The sequence below is a fragment of the Paenimyroides ceti genome, assembly GCF_030409925.1.
In genome coordinates this window covers 1578300-1602419 of record NZ_JAUFQU010000001.1, presented here as the reverse complement: position 1 = coordinate 1602419, position 24120 = coordinate 1578300, and the positions used below count along the sequence as shown (strand labels likewise).

The 24120-nt window shown below is 33.7% G+C and carries 21 protein-coding genes and 1 pseudogene; 10 read left to right on the top strand and 12 right to left on the bottom strand.

From position 1 onward, the window contains the following. Window positions 1-4: 4 nt before the first annotated feature. The 4 genes from QW060_RS07750 to QW060_RS07735 all read left to right on the top strand — a co-directional run bounded on the left by QW060_RS07750 (window position 5) and on the right by QW060_RS07735 (window position 6087). On the top strand, window positions 5-1870 hold the full coding sequence (locus tag QW060_RS07750) for a DNA topoisomerase IV subunit B (RefSeq protein WP_290363071.1): 1866 nt from the start codon (window positions 5-7) through the stop codon (window positions 1868-1870). 9 nt (window positions 1871-1879) lie between these two features. Next, window positions 1880-4552: a DNA gyrase/topoisomerase IV subunit A gene (locus QW060_RS07745; RefSeq protein ID WP_290363070.1), complete on the top strand. Its 2673-nt coding sequence runs from the start codon at window positions 1880-1882 to the stop codon at window positions 4550-4552. Further along, the gene (locus QW060_RS07740) at window positions 4552-4995 is read left to right on the top strand and encodes a GNAT family N-acetyltransferase (protein ID WP_290363069.1); all 444 of its coding nucleotides are present in this window, start codon (window positions 4552-4554) and stop codon (window positions 4993-4995) included. The genes QW060_RS07745 and QW060_RS07740 overlap by 1 nt, the downstream gene beginning before the upstream one ends. A gap of 96 nt (window positions 4996-5091) precedes the next feature. Next, window positions 5092-6087: an OmpA family protein gene (locus QW060_RS07735; protein WP_290363068.1), complete on the top strand. Its 996-nt coding sequence runs from the start codon at window positions 5092-5094 to the stop codon at window positions 6085-6087. Window positions 6088-6176: 89 nt separating this feature from the next. On the opposite strand, the pseudogene QW060_RS07730 reads toward QW060_RS07735, so the two are convergent. Next, window positions 6177-7012, bottom strand: a pseudogene (locus tag QW060_RS07730) (IS1595 family transposase); the annotation flags it as partial. Window positions 7013-7419: 407 nt separating this feature from the next. On the opposite strand from QW060_RS07730, the gene QW060_RS07725 reads away from it, so the two are divergent. Next, the gene (locus tag QW060_RS07725; RefSeq protein ID WP_290363067.1) at window positions 7420-8496 is read left to right on the top strand and encodes a DUF4297 domain-containing protein; all 1077 of its coding nucleotides are present in this window, start codon (window positions 7420-7422) and stop codon (window positions 8494-8496) included. A 47-nt stretch (window positions 8497-8543) separates the two neighbouring features. Continuing rightward, on the top strand, window positions 8544-10247 hold the full coding sequence (locus QW060_RS07720) for a hypothetical protein (protein ID WP_290363066.1): 1704 nt from the start codon (window positions 8544-8546) through the stop codon (window positions 10245-10247). An 80-nt stretch (window positions 10248-10327) separates the two neighbouring features. On the opposite strand, the gene QW060_RS07715 is transcribed toward QW060_RS07720, so the two are convergent. Beyond that, window positions 10328-11728, bottom strand: coding sequence for a DUF4932 domain-containing protein (locus QW060_RS07715; RefSeq protein ID WP_290363065.1), 1401 nt, complete (start codon window positions 11726-11728; stop codon window positions 10328-10330). A 212-nt stretch (window positions 11729-11940) separates the two neighbouring features. Here QW060_RS07715 and QW060_RS07710 point away from each other — a divergent pair, with 212 nt between their 5' ends. Continuing rightward, on the top strand, window positions 11941-12933 hold the full coding sequence (locus tag QW060_RS07710; protein WP_290363064.1) for an LLM class flavin-dependent oxidoreductase: 993 nt from the start codon (window positions 11941-11943) through the stop codon (window positions 12931-12933). A gap of 55 nt (window positions 12934-12988) precedes the next feature. Beyond that, window positions 12989-14143, top strand: coding sequence for a hypothetical protein (locus tag QW060_RS07705; protein ID WP_290363063.1), 1155 nt, complete (start codon window positions 12989-12991; stop codon window positions 14141-14143). Window positions 14144-14204: 61 nt separating this feature from the next. On the opposite strand, the gene QW060_RS07700 is transcribed toward QW060_RS07705, so the two are convergent. The 4 genes from QW060_RS07700 to QW060_RS07685 all read right to left on the bottom strand — a co-directional run bounded on the left by QW060_RS07700 (window position 14205) and on the right by QW060_RS07685 (window position 17365). Further along, a complete protein-coding gene (locus QW060_RS07700; RefSeq protein WP_290363062.1) occupies window positions 14205-14810 on the bottom strand; it encodes an HD domain-containing protein in 606 nt (201 codons plus the stop codon). 143 nt (window positions 14811-14953) lie between these two features. After that, a complete protein-coding gene (locus QW060_RS07695; protein WP_290363061.1) occupies window positions 14954-16585 on the bottom strand; it encodes a S41 family peptidase in 1632 nt (543 codons plus the stop codon). Between the two features lie 103 nt (window positions 16586-16688). Then, window positions 16689-17075, bottom strand: a complete 387-nt coding sequence (locus tag QW060_RS07690) for a CCC motif membrane protein (RefSeq protein ID WP_290363060.1) — start codon at window positions 17073-17075, stop codon at window positions 16689-16691. A gap of 17 nt (window positions 17076-17092) precedes the next feature. Next, window positions 17093-17365 carry a DUF2752 domain-containing protein gene (locus QW060_RS07685; RefSeq protein WP_290363059.1) on the bottom strand — a complete coding sequence of 91 codons (273 nt, stop codon included), beginning with the start codon at window positions 17363-17365 and terminating at the stop codon, window positions 17093-17095. A gap of 84 nt (window positions 17366-17449) precedes the next feature. Here QW060_RS07685 and QW060_RS07680 point away from each other — a divergent pair, with 84 nt between their 5' ends. Beyond that, window positions 17450-17680: a hypothetical protein gene (locus QW060_RS07680; protein WP_290363058.1), complete on the top strand. Its 231-nt coding sequence runs from the start codon at window positions 17450-17452 to the stop codon at window positions 17678-17680. Next, window positions 17673-18224, top strand: a complete 552-nt coding sequence (locus QW060_RS07675; protein WP_290364718.1) for a Smr/MutS family protein — start codon at window positions 17673-17675, stop codon at window positions 18222-18224. Before QW060_RS07680 ends, QW060_RS07675 begins: the two co-directional genes overlap by 8 nt. 109 nt (window positions 18225-18333) lie before the next feature. On the opposite strand, the gene QW060_RS07670 is transcribed toward QW060_RS07675, so the two are convergent. The 6 genes from QW060_RS07670 to QW060_RS07645 are packed head-to-tail and all read right to left on the bottom strand — an operon-like array spanning window position 18334 to window position 24098. Continuing rightward, window positions 18334-19095 carry an acyl-[acyl-carrier-protein] thioesterase gene (locus QW060_RS07670; RefSeq protein WP_290363057.1) on the bottom strand — a complete coding sequence of 254 codons (762 nt, stop codon included), beginning with the start codon at window positions 19093-19095 and terminating at the stop codon, window positions 18334-18336. Continuing rightward, window positions 19095-20057, bottom strand: coding sequence for a tRNA (adenosine(37)-N6)-dimethylallyltransferase MiaA (miaA, locus tag QW060_RS07665; protein ID WP_290363056.1), 963 nt, complete (start codon window positions 20055-20057; stop codon window positions 19095-19097). Before miaA ends, QW060_RS07670 begins: the two co-directional genes overlap by 1 nt. Next, window positions 20020-20850, bottom strand: coding sequence for an ion transporter (locus QW060_RS07660; RefSeq protein WP_290363055.1), 831 nt, complete (start codon window positions 20848-20850; stop codon window positions 20020-20022). Before QW060_RS07660 ends, miaA begins: the two co-directional genes overlap by 38 nt. A 17-nt stretch (window positions 20851-20867) precedes the next feature. Continuing rightward, window positions 20868-22196: an exonuclease domain-containing protein gene (locus tag QW060_RS07655; protein WP_290364717.1), complete on the bottom strand. Its 1329-nt coding sequence runs from the start codon at window positions 22194-22196 to the stop codon at window positions 20868-20870. A 19-nt stretch (window positions 22197-22215) separates the two neighbouring features. Then, window positions 22216-22875, bottom strand: coding sequence for a YggS family pyridoxal phosphate-dependent enzyme (locus tag QW060_RS07650; protein WP_290363054.1), 660 nt, complete (start codon window positions 22873-22875; stop codon window positions 22216-22218). Window positions 22876-22886: 11 nt separating this feature from the next. Continuing rightward, a complete protein-coding gene (locus QW060_RS07645; protein ID WP_290363053.1) occupies window positions 22887-24098 on the bottom strand; it encodes a DUF1015 domain-containing protein in 1212 nt (403 codons plus the stop codon). Window positions 24099-24120 lie beyond the last annotated feature (22 nt).

Here is a 24120-nt window from a genome sequence, read left to right as displayed (position 1 = left end):
AAATATGCAAGAGCAAAATCAGTACACCGAAGATAATATTCGCTCGCTCGACTGGAAAGAGCACATCCGTATGCGTCCCGGTATGTATATTGGTAAATTGGGTGATGGTTCTTCTCCGGATGATGGTATTTATATTCTTATCAAAGAAGTTTTAGACAACTGTATTGATGAGTTTGTGATGGGAGCCGGAAAGACTATTGAAGTTACCATCAAAGACCGTACAGTAAGCGTTAGGGATTACGGACGTGGAATTCCTTTGGGAAAAGTAGTGGAAGTGGTTTCAAAAATGAATACGGGTGGTAAATACGATTCTAAAGCCTTTAAAAAATCAGTAGGGTTAAATGGAGTAGGTACCAAAGCGGTTAATGCATTATCCAGTTATTTCAGAGTGGAGTCTGTACGTGAAAACCAGCAAAAGGCAGCAGAGTTTTCTGCCGGAAATCTGGTATTGGAAGAACAGATAACAGAAAGTACCAAACGCAAAGGAACTAAAGTAACCTTTATTGCAGACGAAACCATTTTTAAAAATTATAAATTCAGAAGAGAGTATATTGAAAAAATGCTTAAAAACTATTGTTACCTCAATAGAGGACTTACAATAATTTTTAACGGAGAAAAGCTTTATTCGGAAGAGGGATTAAAAGATTTACTGAAAGAGAATATAGATGAGGAAGACATGATCTACCCAATTATTCACCTAAACGGAGATGATATTGAAATTGCCCTTACGCACAGTAAAACTCAATATTCAGAAGAATATTACTCTTTTGTAAACGGACAGAATACCACACAGGGAGGAACACATCTTGCCGCTTTTAAGGAGGCTATAGCCCGTACCATAAAAGAATTTTACAATAAAAATTTTGAAGCATCTGATATCAGAAAATCAGTAGTTGCTGCTATCTCCATAAAAGTGGAAGAACCTGTTTTTGAATCTCAGACAAAGACAAAATTAGGTTCTACCGAAATGGGGCCTGATTTGCCTACTGTGAGAACATATATCAATGATTTTGTAAAGACACAGCTTGACAATTATTTGCATAAGAATCCGGAAATAGCTGATGCCTTGCTGAAGAAGATTCTTCAGGCAGAACGCGAAAGAAAAGAACTTTCCGGAATCAGAAAACTGGCAAAAGACCGGGCTAAAAAAGCCAGTCTGCATAACAAAAAACTCAGAGATTGCCGCGTGCATCTTACGGATATTAAAAATCCGAGATATTTAGAAAGTACCCTGTTTATTACTGAGGGTAATTCTGCCTCCGGATCTATTACCAAGTCAAGAGACGTCAATACACAGGCGGTATTCAGTTTACGCGGAAAGCCGTTGAACACGTACGGAATGACTAAAAAAATTGTGTATGAAAACGAAGAATTCAATCTGCTTCAGGCGGCATTGAATATTGAAGAAGATTATGAAAATCTGCGGTATAATAACATCGTACTGGCAACAGATGCCGATGTTGACGGAATGCATATTCGCTTACTGATGATTACTTTTTTTCTGCAGTTTTTTCCGGAACTTATCAAAGAAGGTCATTTGTATATACTTCAAACGCCTTTATTCCGCGTTCGCAATAAAAAGAAGACCATCTATTGCTATTCTGATCAGGAAAGAATTGATGCCATTAATGAACTCAAACCAAAACCAGAGATTACACGATTTAAAGGGTTAGGAGAAATATCTCCGGATGAATTTCAGAATTTTATCGGAGAATCAATCCGTTTAGAACCTGTAATGCTTGACAAAGCAAATTCTATTGAAAATCTTCTGGAATTTTATATGGGTAAAAATACACCTGATCGTCAGGAGTTTATTATTGACAATTTGAGAGTTGAGTTAGATAAAATAGAAGAAACAATCAGCGTATAATTAATTTTTATGAGCCAAGACGATATCAACGAAGATAACTTACCGAATCACTCAGAAGACAATGCTGAAGACCATCTAACCAAAAATAGTTTACCCGTTTCTCAGATAGAGGACGACTCCAATGAGACGATAAAAAAGGTGACCGGAATGTACCAGGAATGGTTTCTGGACTATGCTTCCTATGTAATTCTGGAGCGGGCGGTACCGGCTATTGAAGATGGTTTTAAACCGGTTCAGAGACGTATTATGCATTCTATGAAAGAGCTTGATGACGGCCGATACAATAAAGTAGCAAACATTGTAGGACATACAATGCAGTATCATCCACACGGAGATGCGAGTATCGGTGATGCAATGGTACAGATCGGACAAAAAGACCTGTTGATAGACATGCAGGGTAACTGGGGTAATATCTTTACTGGAGATGAGGCAGCTGCTTCCCGATATATAGAAGCACGATTGAGCAAATTTGCACTTGAAGTTTTATATTCGCCGAAAATTACTCCATGGCAGGCATCTTATGATGGTAGGAAAAATGAACCAATCAATCTGCCTGTAAAATTTCCACTTTTGCTGGCTCAGGGAGGAGAAGGTATTGCTGTAGGTTTATCTACTAAAATACTGTCGCATAATTTTAATGAGCTTATTGATGCCTCTGTAAAATATCTGAAAGGAAAACCTTTTACAATTTATCCTGATTTTGCAACAGCCGGTATTGCGGATGTTTCCAATTATAATGACGGAATGCGTGGCGGTAGAGTGAGAGTACGTGCCCGGATAAATCAACTGGATAAAAATACTCTTGTGGTAAAAGAGATACCTTTCTCTACTACAACTACTTCTCTGATAGACAGTATATTAAAGGCAAATGAAAAAGGTAAACTGAAAATCAAAAAAATTGAAGACAATACAGCTGCTGAAGTAGAAATTCTTATTCATTTACCATCAGGCGTTTCTCCCGATAAAACCATTGATGCTTTGTATGCTTTCACGGCATGTGAAACCTCTATTGCTCCGTTGGGATGTGTAATTGAAGACAACAAACCATTGTTTACAGGGGTGACCAATATGCTTAAAGTATCCACTGATCGTACAGTTCAATTACTGAAAAGTGAACTTGAGATACAGTTGGGAGAACTGGAAGAACAGTGGCATTACCTGTCTTTGGAACGTATTTTTATTGAAAAAAGAATTTACCGCAGAATCGAGGAAGAAGAAACATGGGAAGGTGTTTTGGCTACAATTGATGAAGGATTAAAGCCCCACATCAAAAACCTTAGAAGACCCGTTACAGAAGAAGACATCATTCGTCTTACAGAAATAAAAATTAAAAGAATTTCTAAATTCGATATTGATAAAGCTCAGAATAAAATAGATGCTTTAGAAGAAGAAATCGAACAGGTTAAATATCATATAGAACATATTATTCCTTTTACCATTGATTACTTCAGTCGTTTAAAAGAAAAATACGGAAAAGGAAGAGAGCGGAAAACAGAAATACGCAGTTTTGATACGATCGAAGCAACGCGTGTGGTATTGAGAAATACAAAACTCTACGTAAATAGAGAAGAAGGTTTTATGGGAACCTCGTTAAAGAAAGATGAGTATGTGGCAGACTGTTCGGATATTGATGATGTTATCATATTCTTACGCGATGGTTCTATGATTGTATCTAAAGTAGACGAGAAAAAATTCATCGGTAAAGACATACTCCACATTGCAGTGTTTGATAAAAACGATAAGCGTACGATATACAATATGATTTATCGGGATGGCAAAACGGGGAGTTCATATGTAAAACGCTTCAATGTTTCTGGCGTTACACGAGATAAAGTATATGACCTGACACAGGGAAAACCCGGTTCTCAGATTCTTTATTTTTCTTGCAATCCCAACGGTGAAGCAGAAGTAGTGACCATATTACTGCGGCAGTTATCCAACATTAAGAAACTTAAATTTGATCTGGACTTTGCAGATTTGCTCATAAAAGGAAGAGTTTCAAAAGGAAATGTAGTGACCAAATATCCGATCAAGAAAATTGAACTCAAAGAAAAAGGTATATCTACATTGCGTCCGCGTAAAATCTGGTTTGATGACACCGTTATGCGTCTTAATGTAGAAGGGAGAGGCGAGCTTTTAGGGGAATTTAAGCCCGAAGATCGTTTGCTTATCATTCATCAGTCAGGAAAACTCAAGACCATTATTCCTGAGCTCACAACCCATTTTGAAGAAGATATGATTGTGTTGGAAAAATGGATTAGAGATAAGCCAATATCGGTTATTTATTATGACGGTGAAAAAGCAAAATATTTTGTAAAACGTTTTCTCGTTGAAAATGAGAATAAAGAAGAGATTTTCATTACAGAGCATCCGTATTCCAAACTTGAAATTGTTTCTACAGACTACAGACCTGTAGCAGAAATAATGTTTGCAAAAAACAAGGGTGTTCAAAAAGAAAATATAGAAGTAAATTTTGAAGAATTTATTGCTGTAAAAGGCATCAAGGCTCTTGGAAATCAGCTGACTTCCGATAAAATTAAGCTTATTAATTTATTGGAATCACTTCCGTATGAAGTCGAAGAAGAAGAAGAGACAGAAACAGTATCTTCTGAACTAACAGATACAGCACCAGCTAATCTCACGATTGAGGAAGATGGTCAAATAGGATTTAATTTAGAATAATGAATATAAGAAAAGCACATAAAGAGGATTATGCGGAGCTGATGAGAATATGGGAATCAGCTGTAAAAGCAACACATGATTTTTTAAGTAACGATGACTTTGAATACTATAAGCAACAATTACCGGTTGCTTATTTTCCTCAGGTTGCTTTATTTGTTCTTGAAGATGAAAATGTTACAAAGGGTTTTTTAGGAGTTGCAGAAAATTCATTGGAAATGCTTTTCATTGATGATCAGGACAGAGGAAAAGGATATGGGAAAAAATTAGCACGTTTTGCAATAGACGAATTACACGTTCGAAAAGTAGATGTAAATGAACAAAATAAACAGGCAACAGGCTTTTATGAAAAAATAGGGTTTGTAAAAGTTGGTCGTTCCGACTTAGATGCAGAGGGAAAAAATTATCCGTTACTGCATTTTGAATTAGCTGATCAGACTAAATAGACATGATGCTGTTATTAAAAAGACTCTATATATGAATAGTCTGTTTTATCAGATATCAGATAATTTATCAAAAGATGTATATATAATAAACTAAACATGAAAAAAGTATCCCTTTTATTTGCCGTTGGAGCAATGATGTTTTCTTGTAATAAAGAACCAAAGGAAAACCAAAATTCTGAAGTAAAACAAGATGAGAGTGCCACAACAGAGGTAACAGACCAAGCATCAAAAGAGTTTAACATTCAGGATATTCCGGTTACGGATATGGATCCGGGTGTTTTTCCGTTTTTTACGTTACCTGACGGATTGAAAGAACAAAACAAACCATTGCAGAAAAAATTTGATGTTTGTTTTTTCCCGGTCAATGGGGTTATGACTCCGTTTGAAGGAAAACTTTACAAGACTAATGTAACCTCAAAACCGGGCGAGGAATTCTCGCAACGTTATTTTGAGAAAAGTATGGAAGATTATTTGACTTCTATAGGAGCTGTAAAAGTTTTTGATGGTGAAATATCAAATGAAGAATACGATCGTTATAATAAACAGGATCCGAATAAGGGAGATGAAGGAGATATCGGATATACGGGAGAACAGATTAAATTTTATGCAATCCGTACAAAAGATAAAGGTAATATTTATATACAGTTTTCTTCCAATAATGCATCTGCAAAACTCAACATTCTTCAGGAAGAAGCATTGAAGCAAACGATTACTAAAGTCACTGCAGATGAGATTGCAAAAGATTTAACAGAAAAAGGAAAATCAATTCTTTATATTAATTTCGACGTTGACAAAGCCACTATTTTAGAAGATGGTAAATCAATTGTTACAGAAATTGCTCAAGCATTGAAGAAAAATCCTTCTTTAAAAATTACCATTGAAGGACATACTGATAATACCGGAGATGCGGCACATAACAAAAAATTGTCAAATGACCGGGCTGTTGCGGTATTGAATACTATTGCAGCACAAGGTGTTGATAAATCCCGTTTAGCGGCACAAGGTTTTGGAGCGGAACGACCATTAGTCGCAAATGATTCAGAAAGTAACAAAGCTAAAAACCGCAGAGTAGAGCTTATAAAAATGAAATAATAGAAGATCAAGAAAGCCTTTTATGAATGTTTTCATAAGTAAAATCAGATAACTTTTTTAGTTATCTGATTTTTGTTTTTATAGTTATTTCTTGTATTGAACCTAAATGCAAATTCATCACAGTATTTAGATAGATGTTTTGGGCTGGTTACGTGATAAACTCCGATAATACCTCGTTTAAGTTGGCTCCAAAAGCCTTCAATACTATTGGTATGGTATTTATCCTTTACATAAATCCTTTTATTATGTTCAATTGTTTTATGTATGTAGTCTTTAGAAAGTCCACGATAACCTCTCCAACCATCGGTTACAATAATTGAACGTTTAGCTACCAATTCATTAATAAGACCTTTTAAAGTCTTACCTTTTGTATTGGGAATTACTTTTGTATAAACGTATCCATTAGAAATTAAACCAAATACAGGTACTTTAGCTTTTAAGCTATGACCTTGTGTATTTTTGATTCTTTTTCCTCTATTACGATTTTTGTTTTTACTACACCAACATACGTTTCGTCAGCTTGTGTAGTACCTTCAAATACAATTTCTGATTTATCACGGAAATTATGTCGTATTCTACTTAACATAAACCAGGCTGATTTTTGAGTAACATTAATGTCTTTTGCTAATTGTACGCTACTAATTCCTTTCTTGTGAGAAGCAAAAATATAAATTGCCAAGAACCATTTTTTTAATTTTATATGTGAGCCTTCAAACATTGTTCCTACGGTTACAGTAAATCGATTTCGGCAATCTCTACATTTATAAAGTCCTTTGAATCGACCTTTCGAACGTAATTTGTAATGGCTTTCTGATACACTACCACAATGAGGACAAATAGGTTCATTTTTCCAAGGTAATTTTTCTAAAAACTCTCTGCAATCATTTTCTGTTTGAAAGGTTTCCATCAAATTAATTAATGATTTAAAGATTGTTACATCTGATTCCATCTTGTTTTATTAAAATTAATACTAATTCTTTAGGCTGAACAATCTTGTTTAAACAAGTTGTTCAAAATTTGATGGAAGGATATAACAATCTGGATATGTTAAAATGAACAAAACCTGTTCAAAAATGATATTCTGAACAGGTTTTAAATTATGAATAATTCAATAAGGTTTTATTTTTGTTAAGTGTCCAATAATGGGTAATATGCCTTTTTTAAATTTTTTTTTAAATATGTTAAATACCTTGAAATTTTCGTAAATGTAATTTTACTTAAAATAAATATTAGATAATCTTTGGGATAGTTTTGTAAAGTTATATTACTATTGTTTATATATTTTATTAAATAAATGTATATTTATAGCTTAATAACCAAAAATTAAATGTAATGAGTAGTACTAACCCTTTATTTGAAGCTCAACGTGAAAAAGCAGGTTCACAAACTAAGGGTAAATATGATTATCAGTATCATTGGGCTTTATTTAAAGTTTTGAGCGAACATCAATCTAGAGAAGAATATGCTGTTTTTGTTGAACTTCATGAAGATGTCGTAATATCTGATTCATTAGAACCAGATAAAGCAACATTTGAATTTAATCAAGTAAAGACAACGTCTAAAAACATGTCTCATAGCGAGTTAACCAGAAAGAAAAATAAAGTTAAAGGAACTTCGGTATTAGCAAAATTGGTTAATAGTACCAATTCAAAAAAATACTCTTCTAAAATTAATCATTTAAATCTGATATCAATTTTTCCATTTACATTGGAATTGAAAGAAAAAAGTTTAGAACTGGAAAAAATAACTTTAGATGATTTATCAGATTCACAAGTAAAAAAATTAGAAGACGCTATTAAAGATGAATTGGGCGATAAAGTAAGTTTACCGAAAAATTTACAATTCGTTGTTTCGAATCTTTCTGCCAAAAATTATCAAAATGACGTCATAGCATCTATATCTACTTTAATAGAGAAGATGTTTCCTGAATCTTACTGTAAACCTAACGATATATATAGGTTACTATATGATGAAATAAATACTAAAGGAATAGTCACTTACGATTTTTCAAATTGGGAAGAATTACTTGATAAAAAAGCTTTAACATCAAACACAATTAATACTGTAATCAATCGATTCACTAATATTAAGGATGAAGGTAAAATTCAAAGTCAATTTGAAGAAATTGCAAAAGAGATTGATTTAACTATAATTTCTCGAAAAAAATTAAGTCATCATTTTAAGAGATATCGAATGGATAAAATAGGCAATAAAAGTGTTTTACAGCTTGAAATCACACAGAATATTGTTAAATTAATTAATGCAGAATTAAATACTGGTGAGGAAAGTTTTAAAAATTTGATTGACAATGTATCTAAAAGTTTAGACGATAAATATAAGGGTACATTTACAGATGATTTTCATTTGAAAGCAGCAATAATATGCGAATATATATATGACAATGAATAGTATAGAAAACTACAAATTATTAATTCATAATTTACGTACTGGAAAAAATGCCAAACTTAAAATTCAGACAACTACTAGTAATATCAAATTCGGCAAAGTCCGCAAATCAGTTTCAATTCCAAAGATTGACTCTGATAACAGCAAATAATAATAGTGTAGGTAAATCTACACTTGCAAAACTTTTATTTTGGGGATTTGGTTGTGAAACAGAGTTTGATACAACTTGGAAAGGATTTGATTGTAGCACAATTATCAAATTTACAATTGATGAAAAGGAATTCGAAATTAAAAGATATAAAAATAATATTTCACTAAAGGAAAATGGAGTAATAACTGATTTTCCTAAAATCACTGGAGATTTTTCAATGAAATTTGCTGATTTAGTAGGATTTAAAGCTTTGTTACCCAATCAATCTACTGGTGAGCTGGAAACACCGCCTCCTGCTTATTATTTTTTACCTTTCTATATAGATCAAAAGAGAAGTTGGTCTAAAGCTTGGGATAATTTTGATAATCTCGCACAATATAAAGGATGGAAGAATACTATTATAAAATATCATGTTGGTCTGTTAACATCTGAATATTTTGAGTTAGAAATTGAAAAATCAATTAAGAAGAATAACAAAAATATTATATCTTCTGAAATCGCAAAAATTGATTCAACCTTAGAAATTGTGGAAGATTTTTTACCTTCAGAAAGAATAACAACTGTAGTAATTGATGACTTCAACGATTTAACAGAGGAAATAACTCAGGATTTAAAAAATCTTACAGAAAAACAAGAGTATATTCTCGATTTGTATTCAAATACGCAAGTAGCTAAATCGCAATTAGAGCATCAAAAACAGTTTGCCATTAAACTTGTTGAAGAATTAGATAAAGATTATGTTTTTGCTGTAGAAAATATATTTGAAGATCATCTTAATTGTCCATTGTGCGGTACAATGTATCAAAATTCAATTTTTGAAAAATCTTTTATTCTACAAGATAAGGGACAAGCTGAAATACAATTAGAACAAATTGAGAAGGATATTGACAAAGCAAATAATAAATTATCTAGCATTTCTATTGAGTTAAATAAAATAAGATTAGAAATTGATAGATTAAACTCTAAGTATATTAAGCAAGAAGTTTCAAATGAAGATAATTTTACATTTGTAAATCTAATAGAAAGTATAGGTGGGCAGTCGATTAAAAAGAGTATTAATGAATCAAGAAATACTAAACTAGGCATCGTAAAGGATCTTACAAACGCTATAAGTCTTGCTAGTAAAAGCCAAAAGAAACTTTGCTCACCTGAAGATATTGAAGATATCGAAGCTGATTTTAATAAATTCTTTAGCGATTATATTAAAGTTCTTGATGCTCAGGCAGTAAATCTATCTGAAATTAATTCTTCACTTTCATACAACAAAATCGTTAAAGAAGGTGGAGCAGCTGAAAATTCAAGGGCTATTTTAGCGTATTATATAGCTATCTTTTCAATGGTAAATAAATATAAAAATGAGGTTGTTTCTCCACTAGTAATTGATACGCCTAATCAACAAGAGCAATCAGATAATAATTATTCTAATATTGTAAAACTCATTCAAGATAAAATACCTAAAAATAATCAGGTAATTATTTGTGCTATGTCAAATCCAAAATTAAAGCCTCTAGAAGAGAAAGCACATATTATTGAATTAGATAATTCTAAATTACTAGATGATAAACAATATGATGAAATAAAACAGATATTTGATACATGGTAATATGAAAATAAAAAATCTCGTTTCACGCGAGATTTTTTATTTGGTACAATCAAGTATATAGGTGTCTTATTTTATTTCCGTTATTGGGTTTTGAAGCTTATTTTATAATCTTTTATCGATATACCTTCAGGCGACTTAAATGATAAACCTGTTAGTATAAATTCATAGTTTTTGTTTTCTTTAAGCTCCCATTCAATGATGATGGACTTTTTATCTTCAGAATAGGTCAGTTTTTTTAAATCAGGCACAGCATTTTTGTCTTCTCCGAAACTAATGGAATGGCCTTTTCCTAACAAAGGTCTGTCAAAATTTATGGTAAGCTGTTTTAATGAGTTTTTGACCTGTTGATCGCCATTAGTGAACTCACTCATTGAAACGACTTTAGGTCTTTTTGCATCCAACTTTTCCTTGTACATATTTATATCATCAGCATACCTGTTGTATGCTTTTATAAGATTGGGCATATAGCTTTCTAAAGTTGGATACTTTTTTCTATTGGCACCATATTGTTCTAATTCTGAAAGTAAATCTTCTATCCATATAAATCCTCTGTTTAACTGCTCGTTTGTTTCCTTTTCTATTTCTTCTTTACTGAAATGGTGATCTTTCATATACTTGATTACTGCTGCGCGAACTAATGCTTCATTGACCATAGTTTCCCAGTCTGCGTATGCCTGATTCTGCATTTCACCGGCAACAACTTTATATATCTTTTCTCCATTTGCTCTGAACGGTTCAGGATTTTTTTGCAACAAATAGTTTACAAAGGAGTGGTTAAATTCGTGCAGTAAAGTAGGAAAGTAGTTTTCAATGGTAAATTCTGCCATGCCCAGGCTATCCGTTTTCCAGGTTCCCATTATGGCATAAACGTCTCGTTTACCATTGGGTAAATTGATAGAAGGACCATAATTTCCTCCACCATTTCCAAGCCCGTTGATAATTATAAAATTTTCATTGGGTTCTTTTCCGTAAAATTTCGGATACCACGAACGATCTAAATGCTCATATATCGGAAGAAATCGTTCACTTACCTCGGTATATAATTTCTTATTTTCTTTAAAAAATTGCTTACTGTTACTCTCCTGATAAAATTTCTTTAAGAGTCTGACAAATTCAACAGCATTATCCTTGCCCCAACGCTCATCCGGTATGTCATCTGTAAAAGGGATCAAAGGATTCAGATTTTCATCAAGATGGATTGCCATACTCATAACAGCATCATAACCTACGCCATTTTCATTTCTGAGTTTCTTTATAAAGGCAATAAGTTCATGATTCTGATAAGGTTCATAGAAAGACTGAATTTTATCTTTATAGAGTTTAAACCTTTCTGAGCTATATTCTTCACTATCTGCAAGACGAAAAACAATGCTTAGTATTTCAACACGTTCATCTGCTTTTGGTTTTTGTAAAGTGTTTTCTTGTTGTGCAAAACAAAAAACAGTCAGGAAGCTTAAAAGTAAAGTAGTGTAAAATTTCATAACAGAGCGTTTTATTATTTAATCTCTTTGTAAAACTAATAAATAAAATTCTGTGATTTATATTAAAAAAACTATAATAATGATTTACCTCATTAAATAGGTACGAATCCATAAAAACACACCTAAAGGATCTTTAATTATTAAGATATATTTAGTACAGTACCCGGAAAGAAAGCTGTAATTTTAAAGAATACAAAAGTCGATTTATATTTATGATACCCTATTCCTTTTTAGATTTAGCCAATGTAACAGAGGGCAGTACTATTCCTGAAACCTTTACAAAATCTGCTGCTTTGGCTCAATCAGCAGAATCATCGGGATATACACGATATTGGTTTGCAGAACATCATAACATGCAGAGTGTAGCGAGCTCAGCTACTTCAGTTCTGATCGGTTATATTGCCGGTAAAACCAATACCATCCGTGTGGGTTCAGGTGGTGTTATGCTGCCGAATCATTCCCCTTTAGTCATTGCAGAACATTTCGGAACACTGGCGTCTCTGTATCCAGATCGCATTGATCTCGGACTTGGACGTGCACCCGGAACAGATCAGGCGACTGCTCAGGCATTAAATGCTAATTTTTTTGAAAACGTACATAATTTTCCTAAGAATATAGTATTACTTCAGCAGTATTTTTCTGAAGAAAACAGACGGGCAAATGTAAGGGCTTTTCCGGGTGAAGGACTTGATATACCTTTGTGGATTTTAGGCTCAAGTACTGATTCTGCATATCTGTCTTCTTCTTATGGATTACCGTATGCTTTTGCAAGTCATTTTGCTCCGGCTCAGATGGCTAAAGCTTTTGAAATCTATCATTCAAACTTTAAACCTTCAAAACAGCTGCAAAGTCCGTATATCATGTCTTGTGTCAATGTAATTATTGCAGATACGCTTGAAGAAGCACAACGTCTTGCTACTTCATTTTACAGAATGTTTTTAGGTATTATCAGGAATGAAAGAAAACTATTACAGCCTCCTATTGATACTATGGATGATGTTTGGAATGTAAATGAAGAAGCCTATGTGCGTCAGATGACTTCCTGCGCTTTTATCGGAACCAAAGAAACCGTAAAAAGAGAAATATCCTTGTTTATTGAGCGCTACAGGCTCAACGAAATTATGATTACATCGCCTATTTATGATCAGGAAGCCCGTTTATACAGCACCCGTATGTTTGCGGAAATCATGAAAGAACTTGCTTAGCCTTTAGGTAATTCGTCTTTGATTGTTGTATGTTTGTAGTACTAAAAGTCAGAGTATGCTTATTAAAGAAGTAGATAGCCAGGAAATGGTTAAACAGTTTCTACATTTTCCTGTACAATTATACAAGAATGATAAAAACTGGATCCGGCCACTGGATAAAGACATTGAAGAAGTATTTGATCAGAAGAAGAATAAAACCTTTCAGAATGGTGGATTGATTAAGCGTTGGCTCCTATTTGACGGGCAGCAACAACCTATTGGCAGAATAGCCGCTTTTATTAACCCACAGTATAAAGAACAACAGCCAACGGGTGGTATTGGTTTTTTTGAGTGTATTGATGATCAAAAAGCAGCACATTGTTTGTTTGATACAGCTAAAAAATGGCTGCAGGAAAATAAGATGGAGGCCATGGATGGTCCTATTAACTTCGGAGAACGGGACAAATGGTGGGGATTGTTAGTACAAGGATTTCATGAACCTTTATATAATATGAACTATAATTTTCCTTATTATCAGGAGTTGTTTGAAAGTTACGGCTTTAAAAATTACTTTGATCAGGAATGTTATGCATTGCCTATTGATTCAAAATTATCCAACCGTATAAAATATGCACATGAACGCGTTGCGAGAAATAGTGATTACCATGCGGAATATCTTAAAAAGAATCAGCTTGAAAAATATATAGGTGATTTTTTGACGATATATAATGCTGCATGGGAAACACACGGTGGAGGTAAACAGTTGACATTAGAGCAGGCTAAAAATATTTTTTATTCCATGAAACCTATCATTGAAGAAAAAATTGTCTGGTTTGTTTACCATAATGAGCGACCTGTTGCCTTTTGGCTTAACATACCGGATCTCAATCAATATTTTAAAAAGCTTAATGGTAAGTTCGGGCTGATTCAAAAGCTCAAATTTCTCTATCTTCAGAAATTTACAAAAAACAATCGTATTGTAGGTGTTGTTTTTGGTGTTGTTCCTGATTTTCAGGGAAAAGGAGTAGAAGCATACATGATTGTAGAAGGTACAAAAGTGATCAACAGAGATTTGCCTTATACAGAATATGAAATGCAATGGATTGGTGATTTTAATCCTAAAATGATTCGTGTTGCTCAGGCACTCGGAGCAGAAAGGAGTCGAAAATTAACGACTTATCGCTATTTATTTGATCCGTCACAACCTTTTGAAAGACACAGAGTCTTGTAATATGATAAAAGGAAAACCGATAGGTTTTCCTTTTTTATTTTTATGCGAAATGTAAACAGAACTAAGAAGATGATCCTTGTTTCTTTAAAATACCTTTCTCTACATTTTCGTTAATTAGATTTTCAGCATATTCCCATATAGCTGCTGAACCCTCTTTAATAGCTTTCTTCTTTGCATATACTTTTTCATACGGAACATTAAATTCAGTCCACGTTCCTCCGTTATTTGATGCATTTTGCAGTAAGGGTTCCAGGCGATCCATGGTTTTTGCAAACCGGGCTTCATTTGTAACACCTTCTTCAAATTCTTTCCATATAGCGATAAACTCTTTGGCTTGTTTTTCGGGTAAAAGACCAAAAATTCTTTTGGCTGCCAAAAGTTCTTCATCCGTATTGGTATGGTTTTTAACGGTATCATAAATAAAAGTATCTCCGGCATCAATTTCAACAATATCATGTATCAATACCATTTTCAATACTTTAAGGATATCAACAGGTTGGTCTGAATGTTCTGCCAGTATCAGTGTCATCATAGCTAAATGCCAGCTGTGTTCTGCATCATTTTCATGTCTGTCGCTGTTAAATAATTTTGTTCTTCTCAGAATATATTTCAGCTTGTCTATCTCTTTGATAAACGCAATTTGTTGTAATAAAGCATCTGTTTGCATATTGTTTATATAGAAGGTTTTCTATTCTCAAATATCCGAAAATATCTACAGAAGCCCAAATACTGAATTTTGCACAAAAGAGGAGAAGTTGGCAAATTAGAACATAAAAAAACGGAAAACTCCAGTTTTCCGTTCTTTTTATTTTATTTTGATGTTGAAGAATAATCAAGGTGTTTGATAATCCAGTCTAATCCAAGGTCATTTTCATTGACAACATCTTCCGGTGCCGGTGTAATGGTTATATCCGGCATAATGCCGTAACCTTCTGTCTTTTCTTTATGATAAGGTTTAACACTCATAATACCTGCTACCCATTTCAGTTTGGAATGAGGTAATTTCAGTATAGGCATTCTGCCCGCAACAGTACCATTATAAGCTCCTCCGGTTTCTTCTCCTACAAATACGGCTCTTTTGGTGCTTTTGAGATTGGAAGAAATGATACTCGATGCAGAAAACGTTGCTCCGTCAATTAAAACAAATAGTTTACCCTTAAAAGCTTTCGGCTGTATATCGATAGCTTTATATCCGGGAATTTTGTAGTAATAGTGACCGTCATCTGCTTTATATGTTTTGGACCAGAGTGCTATAGTATGGACCAAATAAAAAGGGGATAATAAAGTATAATCAATTACTGATTTTCCTCTTATTGCATCAAAAGGCAGTCTGAAATGACTGTTTACCAGTGTAGGATCCACAAAAGGTTCACTTTCCAAAGCCAGGTATTCATACAATGATTTGATATCGCTTAATCGTCCGCCAGTGTTTCCTCTGAGATCTATTACTAAAGTTTGCACGTGTTTTTTTTCTATTTCTGAAAATACAGAATCATACGCTTTTTCTGCATTTCCCTGAGAAAAATTACGGATCGTCAACACAGCTATCGTACTGTCATTTCGGATCGGATAAGTAAGTTCTTTACTGAATTTTTTTGTCTTTGGGTCAAATCCGAAAGTACGGTTGTATTTTTTCTTTTCTTTTAATTCCTTTTTCTTTTCTTTCTTTTCTTCTTTGGAAACTATTTTATTTTTAAAAGGATTTAATGAATCATTGTTCGTCCATTCAGTTACCAATGAATCGATTTTTGTTTTGGTATTTTCTTTAAAATCACGGTAAATCTTTGTTCTGTAAACTATATCATTGCATGAAAGGGTCATATTTAAAGAATCTTTGTATCCCAGTTCTAATGTATAATAGTTTACAATTGTTTTCGAAAACCTTTTAGCAATAAAAGTGGTGTTATATCCGTCAGAAGTAAATGTCTTACGATATTTTCTATAGATATCTTTAGGTGTAATATTCTCAATACTTAATACTTTTGATCCTGCGCTAATGAGAGAATCTTTAGAATTGTTTTTATAGATATAGAGTTCATCATTGTCCCAATAATATTCAAACTGTGCAAGCGGAGAAACACTTTTTTTATATTTTTTTCGTGTTTTTTTATCTTTTTTATCCATCTTTTCATATAAAGGAACTACACTCATATGCCCTTGCCGCACAGCAGCAACCACCGGACTTATCTTGAGATAAAATTCATTTGGTGTCATTGGCTGCGTAATGGTTTTACGGATGCTGTCAAATTTATAATCAAGATCTTCCTGTGAAATATACCAATACAAATCAGGATGAATTTTTTTCATCGTTTTTTGGACATAATCAACATCTTTGATAAGCTTTTTTGGTGCGACGGGAGTATGGATTCTTGCATTTTGTCGGGAAGTAGAGGCACAACCCAACATGAGCAGTGCGGTAAATAAGAGTGAGAAATGCTTCATATATTATAAATAAAATCAGCTTATAAGTAGCAATTTTCTGATAATTGTTACATATAAGCTGATGAAAAGATAAAAAAGCTATCCAATAGGATAGCTTTTGAAATTATTGTTGAGCTGCCTGAGCTTGTCTTATTGATTCCTGAATGGTTTCGTAATAAGCATTCCATCCTCCAACTGCCATAATGGAGTAGATAGAGTATATTAACGAAAGAGCACTGATTACCAATCCAATGATGTTTAATATTCTTGCTGTATTAGTTGTTTCAATACCTGTATATTGTCTTGGATTTGTTTGATAAAGCTTAATGTCTTTATTTGCCAACATCAAACCGATAATACCCAATACAAGACCAATAACACCTGAACAACAGCATATAATTGATAAAATACCTAAAACAAGGGATCCTGTAGTGTTTGGTAATTTGCTTACCATGTAGTTACCATTGTCATTTGTAGGCTGTTGATAAGCCTGAGATTCATAATTTTCCATAGTTATTTATATTTAATTTAAAAGTGTTTGTAAAAATAGGAAATTATCATAATTAAAGCATTAACAATTGCTAAAGAAATAATTATTTTGTGATATTTTCTGGACGAGTCAATAAAATGAATCCCTATAAATAAAAATAAAAGCAGGGTGGTATAAATTGCCGGAAACATCTTGAAAGCTGCTATAAAATCACCTCTCAGCAAAAATGCTATGGCTCTCTGTGTACCGCAACCCATGCACTCAACACCAAAAATGGTTTTATTGACGCAGGGAATCATATATTCTTCCATTTCTCAGTATTTTATACAATTTTACAAAAAAAGAAGCAATAACGCTACTTCAAAAAATAAATTTTTAAATTTGAGAAAAAAACAATGATGAAATATGCTTTGGGAATTTTGGCTGTAGGTCTGATGATCTGGGCTTTGATAGAGCAAACTAATGCCCAACCCAATATATGGGTTCAGATTTCGGCGGTGATCGTGTTTTTTTATGTAATGATGCGGTTGATGGATAAAACACCGGGTAAATTTGACAAGGAACAAGAAGATACCGAATACAGCGAAAGAAATCAAACAGATAAAGAGGATAGACAAGATGTTTAAAACAGGAGATTTAGTTGAAGTTTTGGATGATGCAATGAAGGGCAAAGTTTTGAAAGTCAAAGAAGATGAAGTAACTATTGAAACAGAAGATGGTTTTGAACTTAGTTACAGACCTTCAGAGTTGATTCTTTTAGGAGATGATCAGGCTATTAAAGATGCCAGTAAACGCGGAGTCATTGAAGATGCAAAATCTGATAAAATAACAATTAACCATCACAGGGTAAATACTGAAAAAAAATCTAAAAAGGAAGAATTTGTTCTGGAAGTGGATTTACATATCGAAAAACTGGTGAAGAGCTTTCATCACATGACCAATTTTGATATATTGAATTTACAGTTAGATACAGCAAGAGGGCAGTTGGAGTTTGCTATAAAAAACAGAATACCTAAAGTTGTTTTTATTCATGGAATGGGAGAAGGAGTACTTAAAACAGAGCTCGATTTTCTTTTTGGCAGGTATGCCGAGATTAGTTTTCAGGATGCCAATTACAGAAAATACGGACTTGGAGCCACCGAAATTTTTATTAAGCAAAAGATGTTATAAATATAAAAGAGGAGTACTTCCTCTTTTTTTGCTTTATTTTACATGCTGTGATGCAGTGATACGGTTGATTATAAATGCATCAAATACATCATGTTATTTACTATCCTTACTATTTATTTTGTGTATCTGTTACTGAAAGTTCTATTTTTAGAGCAAAACAGATGGTATTCTCTTTTTTGATATAAAAATATAAAATGTTTTGAACTTCTTTTTTTTCAATACTGACAAGATCGTTGTAGTTGAGTTCCCGAAGAAAATTCATGTCAAGACTTTTTATACTATTATTTTCCAGTAATCTGATGTCTACATAATCCAGACACCACTCCAGATATTTGACATTATTTACATGATTGACAATATCAAGATCGGAATACTTTACTTTATAATCTGCTACTTTTTCAGTTTCGAGTGTCAGGTCTACAGCCTGATAGTCTGTTTTGGTTGCTTTTAAATCCGGATATTTGTTTAAATGATCGTGTGATAAAGCAATGAGATCCGGCCTTCTTTTCTTTGTGTTTAGCACCACCCAAAGGCTGGAACCCCCTGCAAGAAATCGTCCGTTTTGCGACATTTCAAGATTTCTTACAGAACGTACACCATCAAGACTTTCAATCCATGTTTTTATCTGAACTTTTTCATGCCATTGTGGTAAGTCATTGATTTCAATTCTTATTCTGCTCGAAACCCATGCCTGATCATTAGTTTGCATATCAAAAAAGCTCATACCGCCTAAATCAGAATGTTTTGCTGCTGTAAGCTGGAACAGATTACTCAATTCCGTATATTTTAGTTTGGAATTAATGCTGCATTGGGCAATAGATATTTCCCATTCTTTTGTGTATATCGACTGAAAATCTTTTGAAACCGGCATTATTGAATCTGTTGTTTGATGTGTTGTATGATATTTTGCAAATCAGATTGGTAATCAAACCATTTCGTATTTTCTGATCTTTTGAACCATGTCAGTTGTCGTTTGGCAAACCGACGGGTATTTTTTTTGACTTCATTAACGGCTGTCTCCAATGATATTTCTCCGTCTAAAAAAGAGAAAAATTCACGGTAGCCTACTGTTTGTAAGGCATTCAAATGTTTATATTGATGGTGCTGTATGACCTCTTCTAATAAGCCGTCTTTCATCATTTGATCTACCCGCTTCTCAATACGCCGGTACATAATTTCTCTATCGGCTTCCAGACCGATAATAATGGGTGTAAAATTTCGGTTGCTCTCATTCTTACATAAAAAAGAGGAATAAGGCATGCCAGAAGATTTACACACTCCGACAAAGCGTTTCATTCGCTGTGGATTAAGAAGTGTTTGGGGATTTGTATCGCGTAAAAAGAGAAAATACTGAGGATCCAGTTTTTCTAATTCTTCCTGTAAATAGGTTATACCATATTTTTGATAATCACGTTCAATCTCTTCTTTGATTTCTGAAGAAAGTTCGGGAAACTCATCGAATCCTTTAAGCACCGCATCCACATACAATCCTGAACCACCAACAAGTACCTGCACTGGATTTTTGATGAATAATGCATCCAGTAAGGGGAGTACCTCTCTTTCATAATCTCCAACAGAATAGTCATCAAAAATTGATTTATTCTGGATAAAATGATGCGGAACAGCACTCAGTTCTTCTGCTGTGGGTACAGCAGTACCTATTTTCATCTCTTTGTATAACTGACGACTATCACAGGAAACAATTTCGCTATGAAAGTGACGGGCAATTTCTATAGCAGCTCTTGTTTTTCCGATGGCTGTAGGTCCGACAATGACAATCAGATAGTTTTTCATTTTATAGTTTTGTACCACAGTTGTAGCAGTAATTGGCATTTAAATCATAAATAAAGGTCGTACAATTCGGGCATACCTTTTTTGCATCCAGTTCCGGGTTGTTCTTTTTTACTCCTGCATATTCGGCTGTTACAATTCCTGTCGGCACCGCGATAATCCCGTATCCCATAATCATAATAAAGGAAGCGATAAATTGACCCAGTGGCGTTGCAGGTGATAAATCGCCATAACCAACGGTGGTCATGGTAACAATGCACCAGTATATACTTGTGGGAATATCATTAAATCCGTTTTCACGTCCTTCTATAAGAAACATAAGCGTTCCGAGAACTATAGAAACAATGACAATAAAATAAACGAATACAATGATTTTATTTTTACTCGCTTTCAGTGCCAGTTTTAAATGCGATTGCTGACCTATAATAGGCATGAGATCAAGAATAGCAAATAAACGCAATAACCGTAAAGCGCGAAAGGCAACCAGAAAACTTGTTGAAGGAATAAAAAAGGCCAGATACATCGGCAATAAAGAAATCAAATCTACTACGCCATAAAAACTAAACACATAGGAGAGGGGTTTTTTATTGCAGAGCAACCTCAAAATATATTCTACAGTAAAGAATATAGTAATGATCCATTCGCCATAAAACAAAATTTCATGGTGTACTTTATCGATGCGCTGAACGGATTCCAGCATCACAAGAAATACACTGAGCAAGATGATCAAAAGAAGAATAATATCAAATAATCGTCCCCCTAATGTATTGGAACCATAAATGATGATAAATACTTTTTGACGGAGCAGTTCGTATTTCGATTTTAATTTACGCATAGAAAACGATTTAAAAATTAAAAACGGATCAGTTTATAATCTTTTTTCTTATAAAGATAATATTTAATTATGTTTACCGCTTCTTTTGAAGAGGTCATCCGTATAAGAATATTGTTTAAAATATCTATGGTGTTTATCTGGTAGTTGAGATCAAAAAAACAGTATCCCTGAAAATCTCCATCTTTTATAACAATAGCACTTTTTTCATTGGTTTTTCTGCCTTTGAACGTAATCAACAGATTTTTAAATTCTTCCTGTTGCTGATCGATATAAGCAATGATTTTTTGATTATAGATGTTTTTATCTAAGGATTTGTAATCAGAGGTATTCTTTTTAGGAATCAATGCGTTGAGCTCATACGACAATTCAAGTAAATCGGATAGTTCTTTTATATATTCTACAGCGCTCTGTTGATTTTTAAACGCTCTGATTTCCTTTTTTCTTCCGTCTGTTTTAGATGCTTTTAAGCTTATGTATCCCTCTTTTGTTTTTTCTGCATAAACAGCCCATAAGAAAGGGGATTTACGCTGTGATGTATTTAAAGCGGGTTTGTTAAAAACAATTTCTTCTCTTTCTTTTAACGAAGCAATCAATTCGTTCCCGGTTTCTTCAAAAGTCACTGTATATACTTCATTCTGTATGCGTTTCGCAATTTTTGAAGTCCCGGTAAATAACTGAGTCAGTTTTTTTCGGATGCTGGTACTCTTACCGATATAGATAATTTCTCCTTTAGAATTATGAATGTAAAAAATGCCTACTGTGAGCGGTAGTTTTTCCAGAATATCAAACAGTTTTGGAGATACTCCCTGTGATATTTCATTTTTAATTAATGTTTTTATGATTTTTTTTTCCTTGTCTTTTGAAAGAAGCAAGGTAAATAATTTCAGGGTGGCAAATGAGTCTCCATAAGCGCGGTGTCTGTCTGCAATAGGAATTCCAAGAGAGCGTACCAGTTTACCTAAACTGTAAGAAGCCGCTTCGGGTAATAAAAGCTTTGACAATTCTACCGTACACAGTGTTTGTTTGTTAAATTCAAATCCGAGCCTTTTGAATTCCATCTTTAAGATACGGTAATCAAATGCCGCATTATGGGCTACAATAATACAATCTTTTGTGATTTCAACGATTCGTTTGGCTACTTCATAAAATTTAGGAGCAGAGCGCAACATAGCATTATTGATACCGGTAAGTTTTACAACAAAGGGTTGAATCGGGATTTCAGGATTTACCAAACTAATAAACTGATCTACGACGTTAACACCATCAAATTTATAAATAGCTATTTCTGTGATTCCTTCCTGGTTAAACTGTCCTCCGGTAGTTTCTATATCTATAATTGCATACATCATTTATGTGCTCTGTATTTTATCGATGCCCGAAAATACTGCTACCAATACGTACAATGGTACTTCCGCATTCTATGGCTATTTTATAATCTCCACTCATTCCCATTGATAATTGTTGAAAATGACAATTATCTAATTGATAGGGTTGTATGTAATCGAAGATGTGTTTTAATTCAGTAAACTCATTTCTTATAATATCTTTATTATCAGTGAAAGAAGCCATTCCCATTAAACCTATTACTTTAATGTTTTGTAATGCTTTAAAATCATCACTGTGTATGATTTCCATGAGTTCAGCTTGTGATAAACCAAATTTTGTTTCTTCTTTGGCTATGTATATTTGCAACAGGCATGGAATTATTCTTCGATATCTTTTTGCCTGTCTGTCTATTTCTTTTAATAATTTTAAACTGTCTACTCCATGTATCAGACTTACATAAGGAGCCATGTATTTTACTTTGTTGGTTTGTACATGACCGATCATATGCCATTGTATATCGCGCGGCATTTGTTCCCATTTGTCGGTCATTTCCTGAATCTTATTTTCACCAAAAATACGCTGCCCGGCTTCATATGCCTGCATGAGATCACTGACAGGTTTTGTTTTAGAAACTGCTACCAGATGTACATGTTCAGGAAGTGAATCCTTTATAAGCTGTAAATTGTTTTTAATAGACATATAAAAGGCATTTAAAATTCGTAAATGATTAGTCCGTTTCGGAACTTAGGCTCTATATAAGTGCTTTTTGGCGGCATTGTAAGATTATGGTCAGCAAGATATTTTATTTCATCGATTGACGCAGGAAATAACGTAAAACCTATTTTATAATCTCCGTTATCAATTTTATTAAACATTTCAACGATGCTTTTGTTTCCCGGTATATAATCTATTCTGCTGTCTGTTCTCAGATCCTGTATGTCAAGGATACGATGAAGGATTTTTTCATATAAAATCTGAGCATCAAGATGGGATAATATGTCTTGACTCTCAGGTACTTCTTTTAATTGCAGGGAATAATAATTACCTTCAAGATACATTCCGAACTGATATTTTTGAGATGGTTTCCACAGTTGCTGCTCAATCTTCCTGATGATAAAATCTTCTTCCAGTAACAAAAGAAACTCTTCTGATGTATGTTGATTCAAATCGTGAACTACTCTGTTGTATTCGTTGATTTTAATATCATTTTCACAGATGAGAAAGCTCATAAAATAGCTCAGACTTTCCTTTTGCGGGGTTTCATCATATAAGAGTGCAGAAGAAGCAGATCGATGGTGACCGTCAGCAATATACAAGTGCTCAAATGAGTCAAACTTTTGAATTAGAAAATCGAGGTCTTCTGACTGGTCAATCTTCCATACTTTATGTTCTTCTTTATTGGTAGTGGAAAAATGATATAAAGGGGCTGATTGCTGTTGCTGTTGAATCCATTCGCTAAGGGATGCATCTTCGGGATACATCATCAACACCGGTTCAGTGCTGAATCCGGAAATTTTAAAGTAGTCTTTAAGGGTTTTAACGCGATAATCTAAGGTGTTTTCGTGTTTTTTGATGACATTTTTTTTATAATCATCAATAGAAGTACCTGCCATTATTCCTGTAAAAACAGCTTTTTTTGTTTTTATGGTGTACAGATACATAGACAAAGACGGATCTTTGATCAGGATATCATCACGCTTAAAGTCGTTGTATTTGGTTGATACCATCTTGAAGCGTTGTTCAATGTCTATCTTTTGCTGATTTACATAAGCCGGATTGATGATGTGTAAAAAGGAAAACGGATTAAAATCTAACCATGAAGCCAGTTCTGCCGCATTGTATTCATCATACGCAAGTGTAGTAACCAGAGCTACTTTATCTGCGGTAGGGCGAACTGCTTTAAACGGAATTATTTTTGCCATCTATTATAAAAGGTTCAATGTC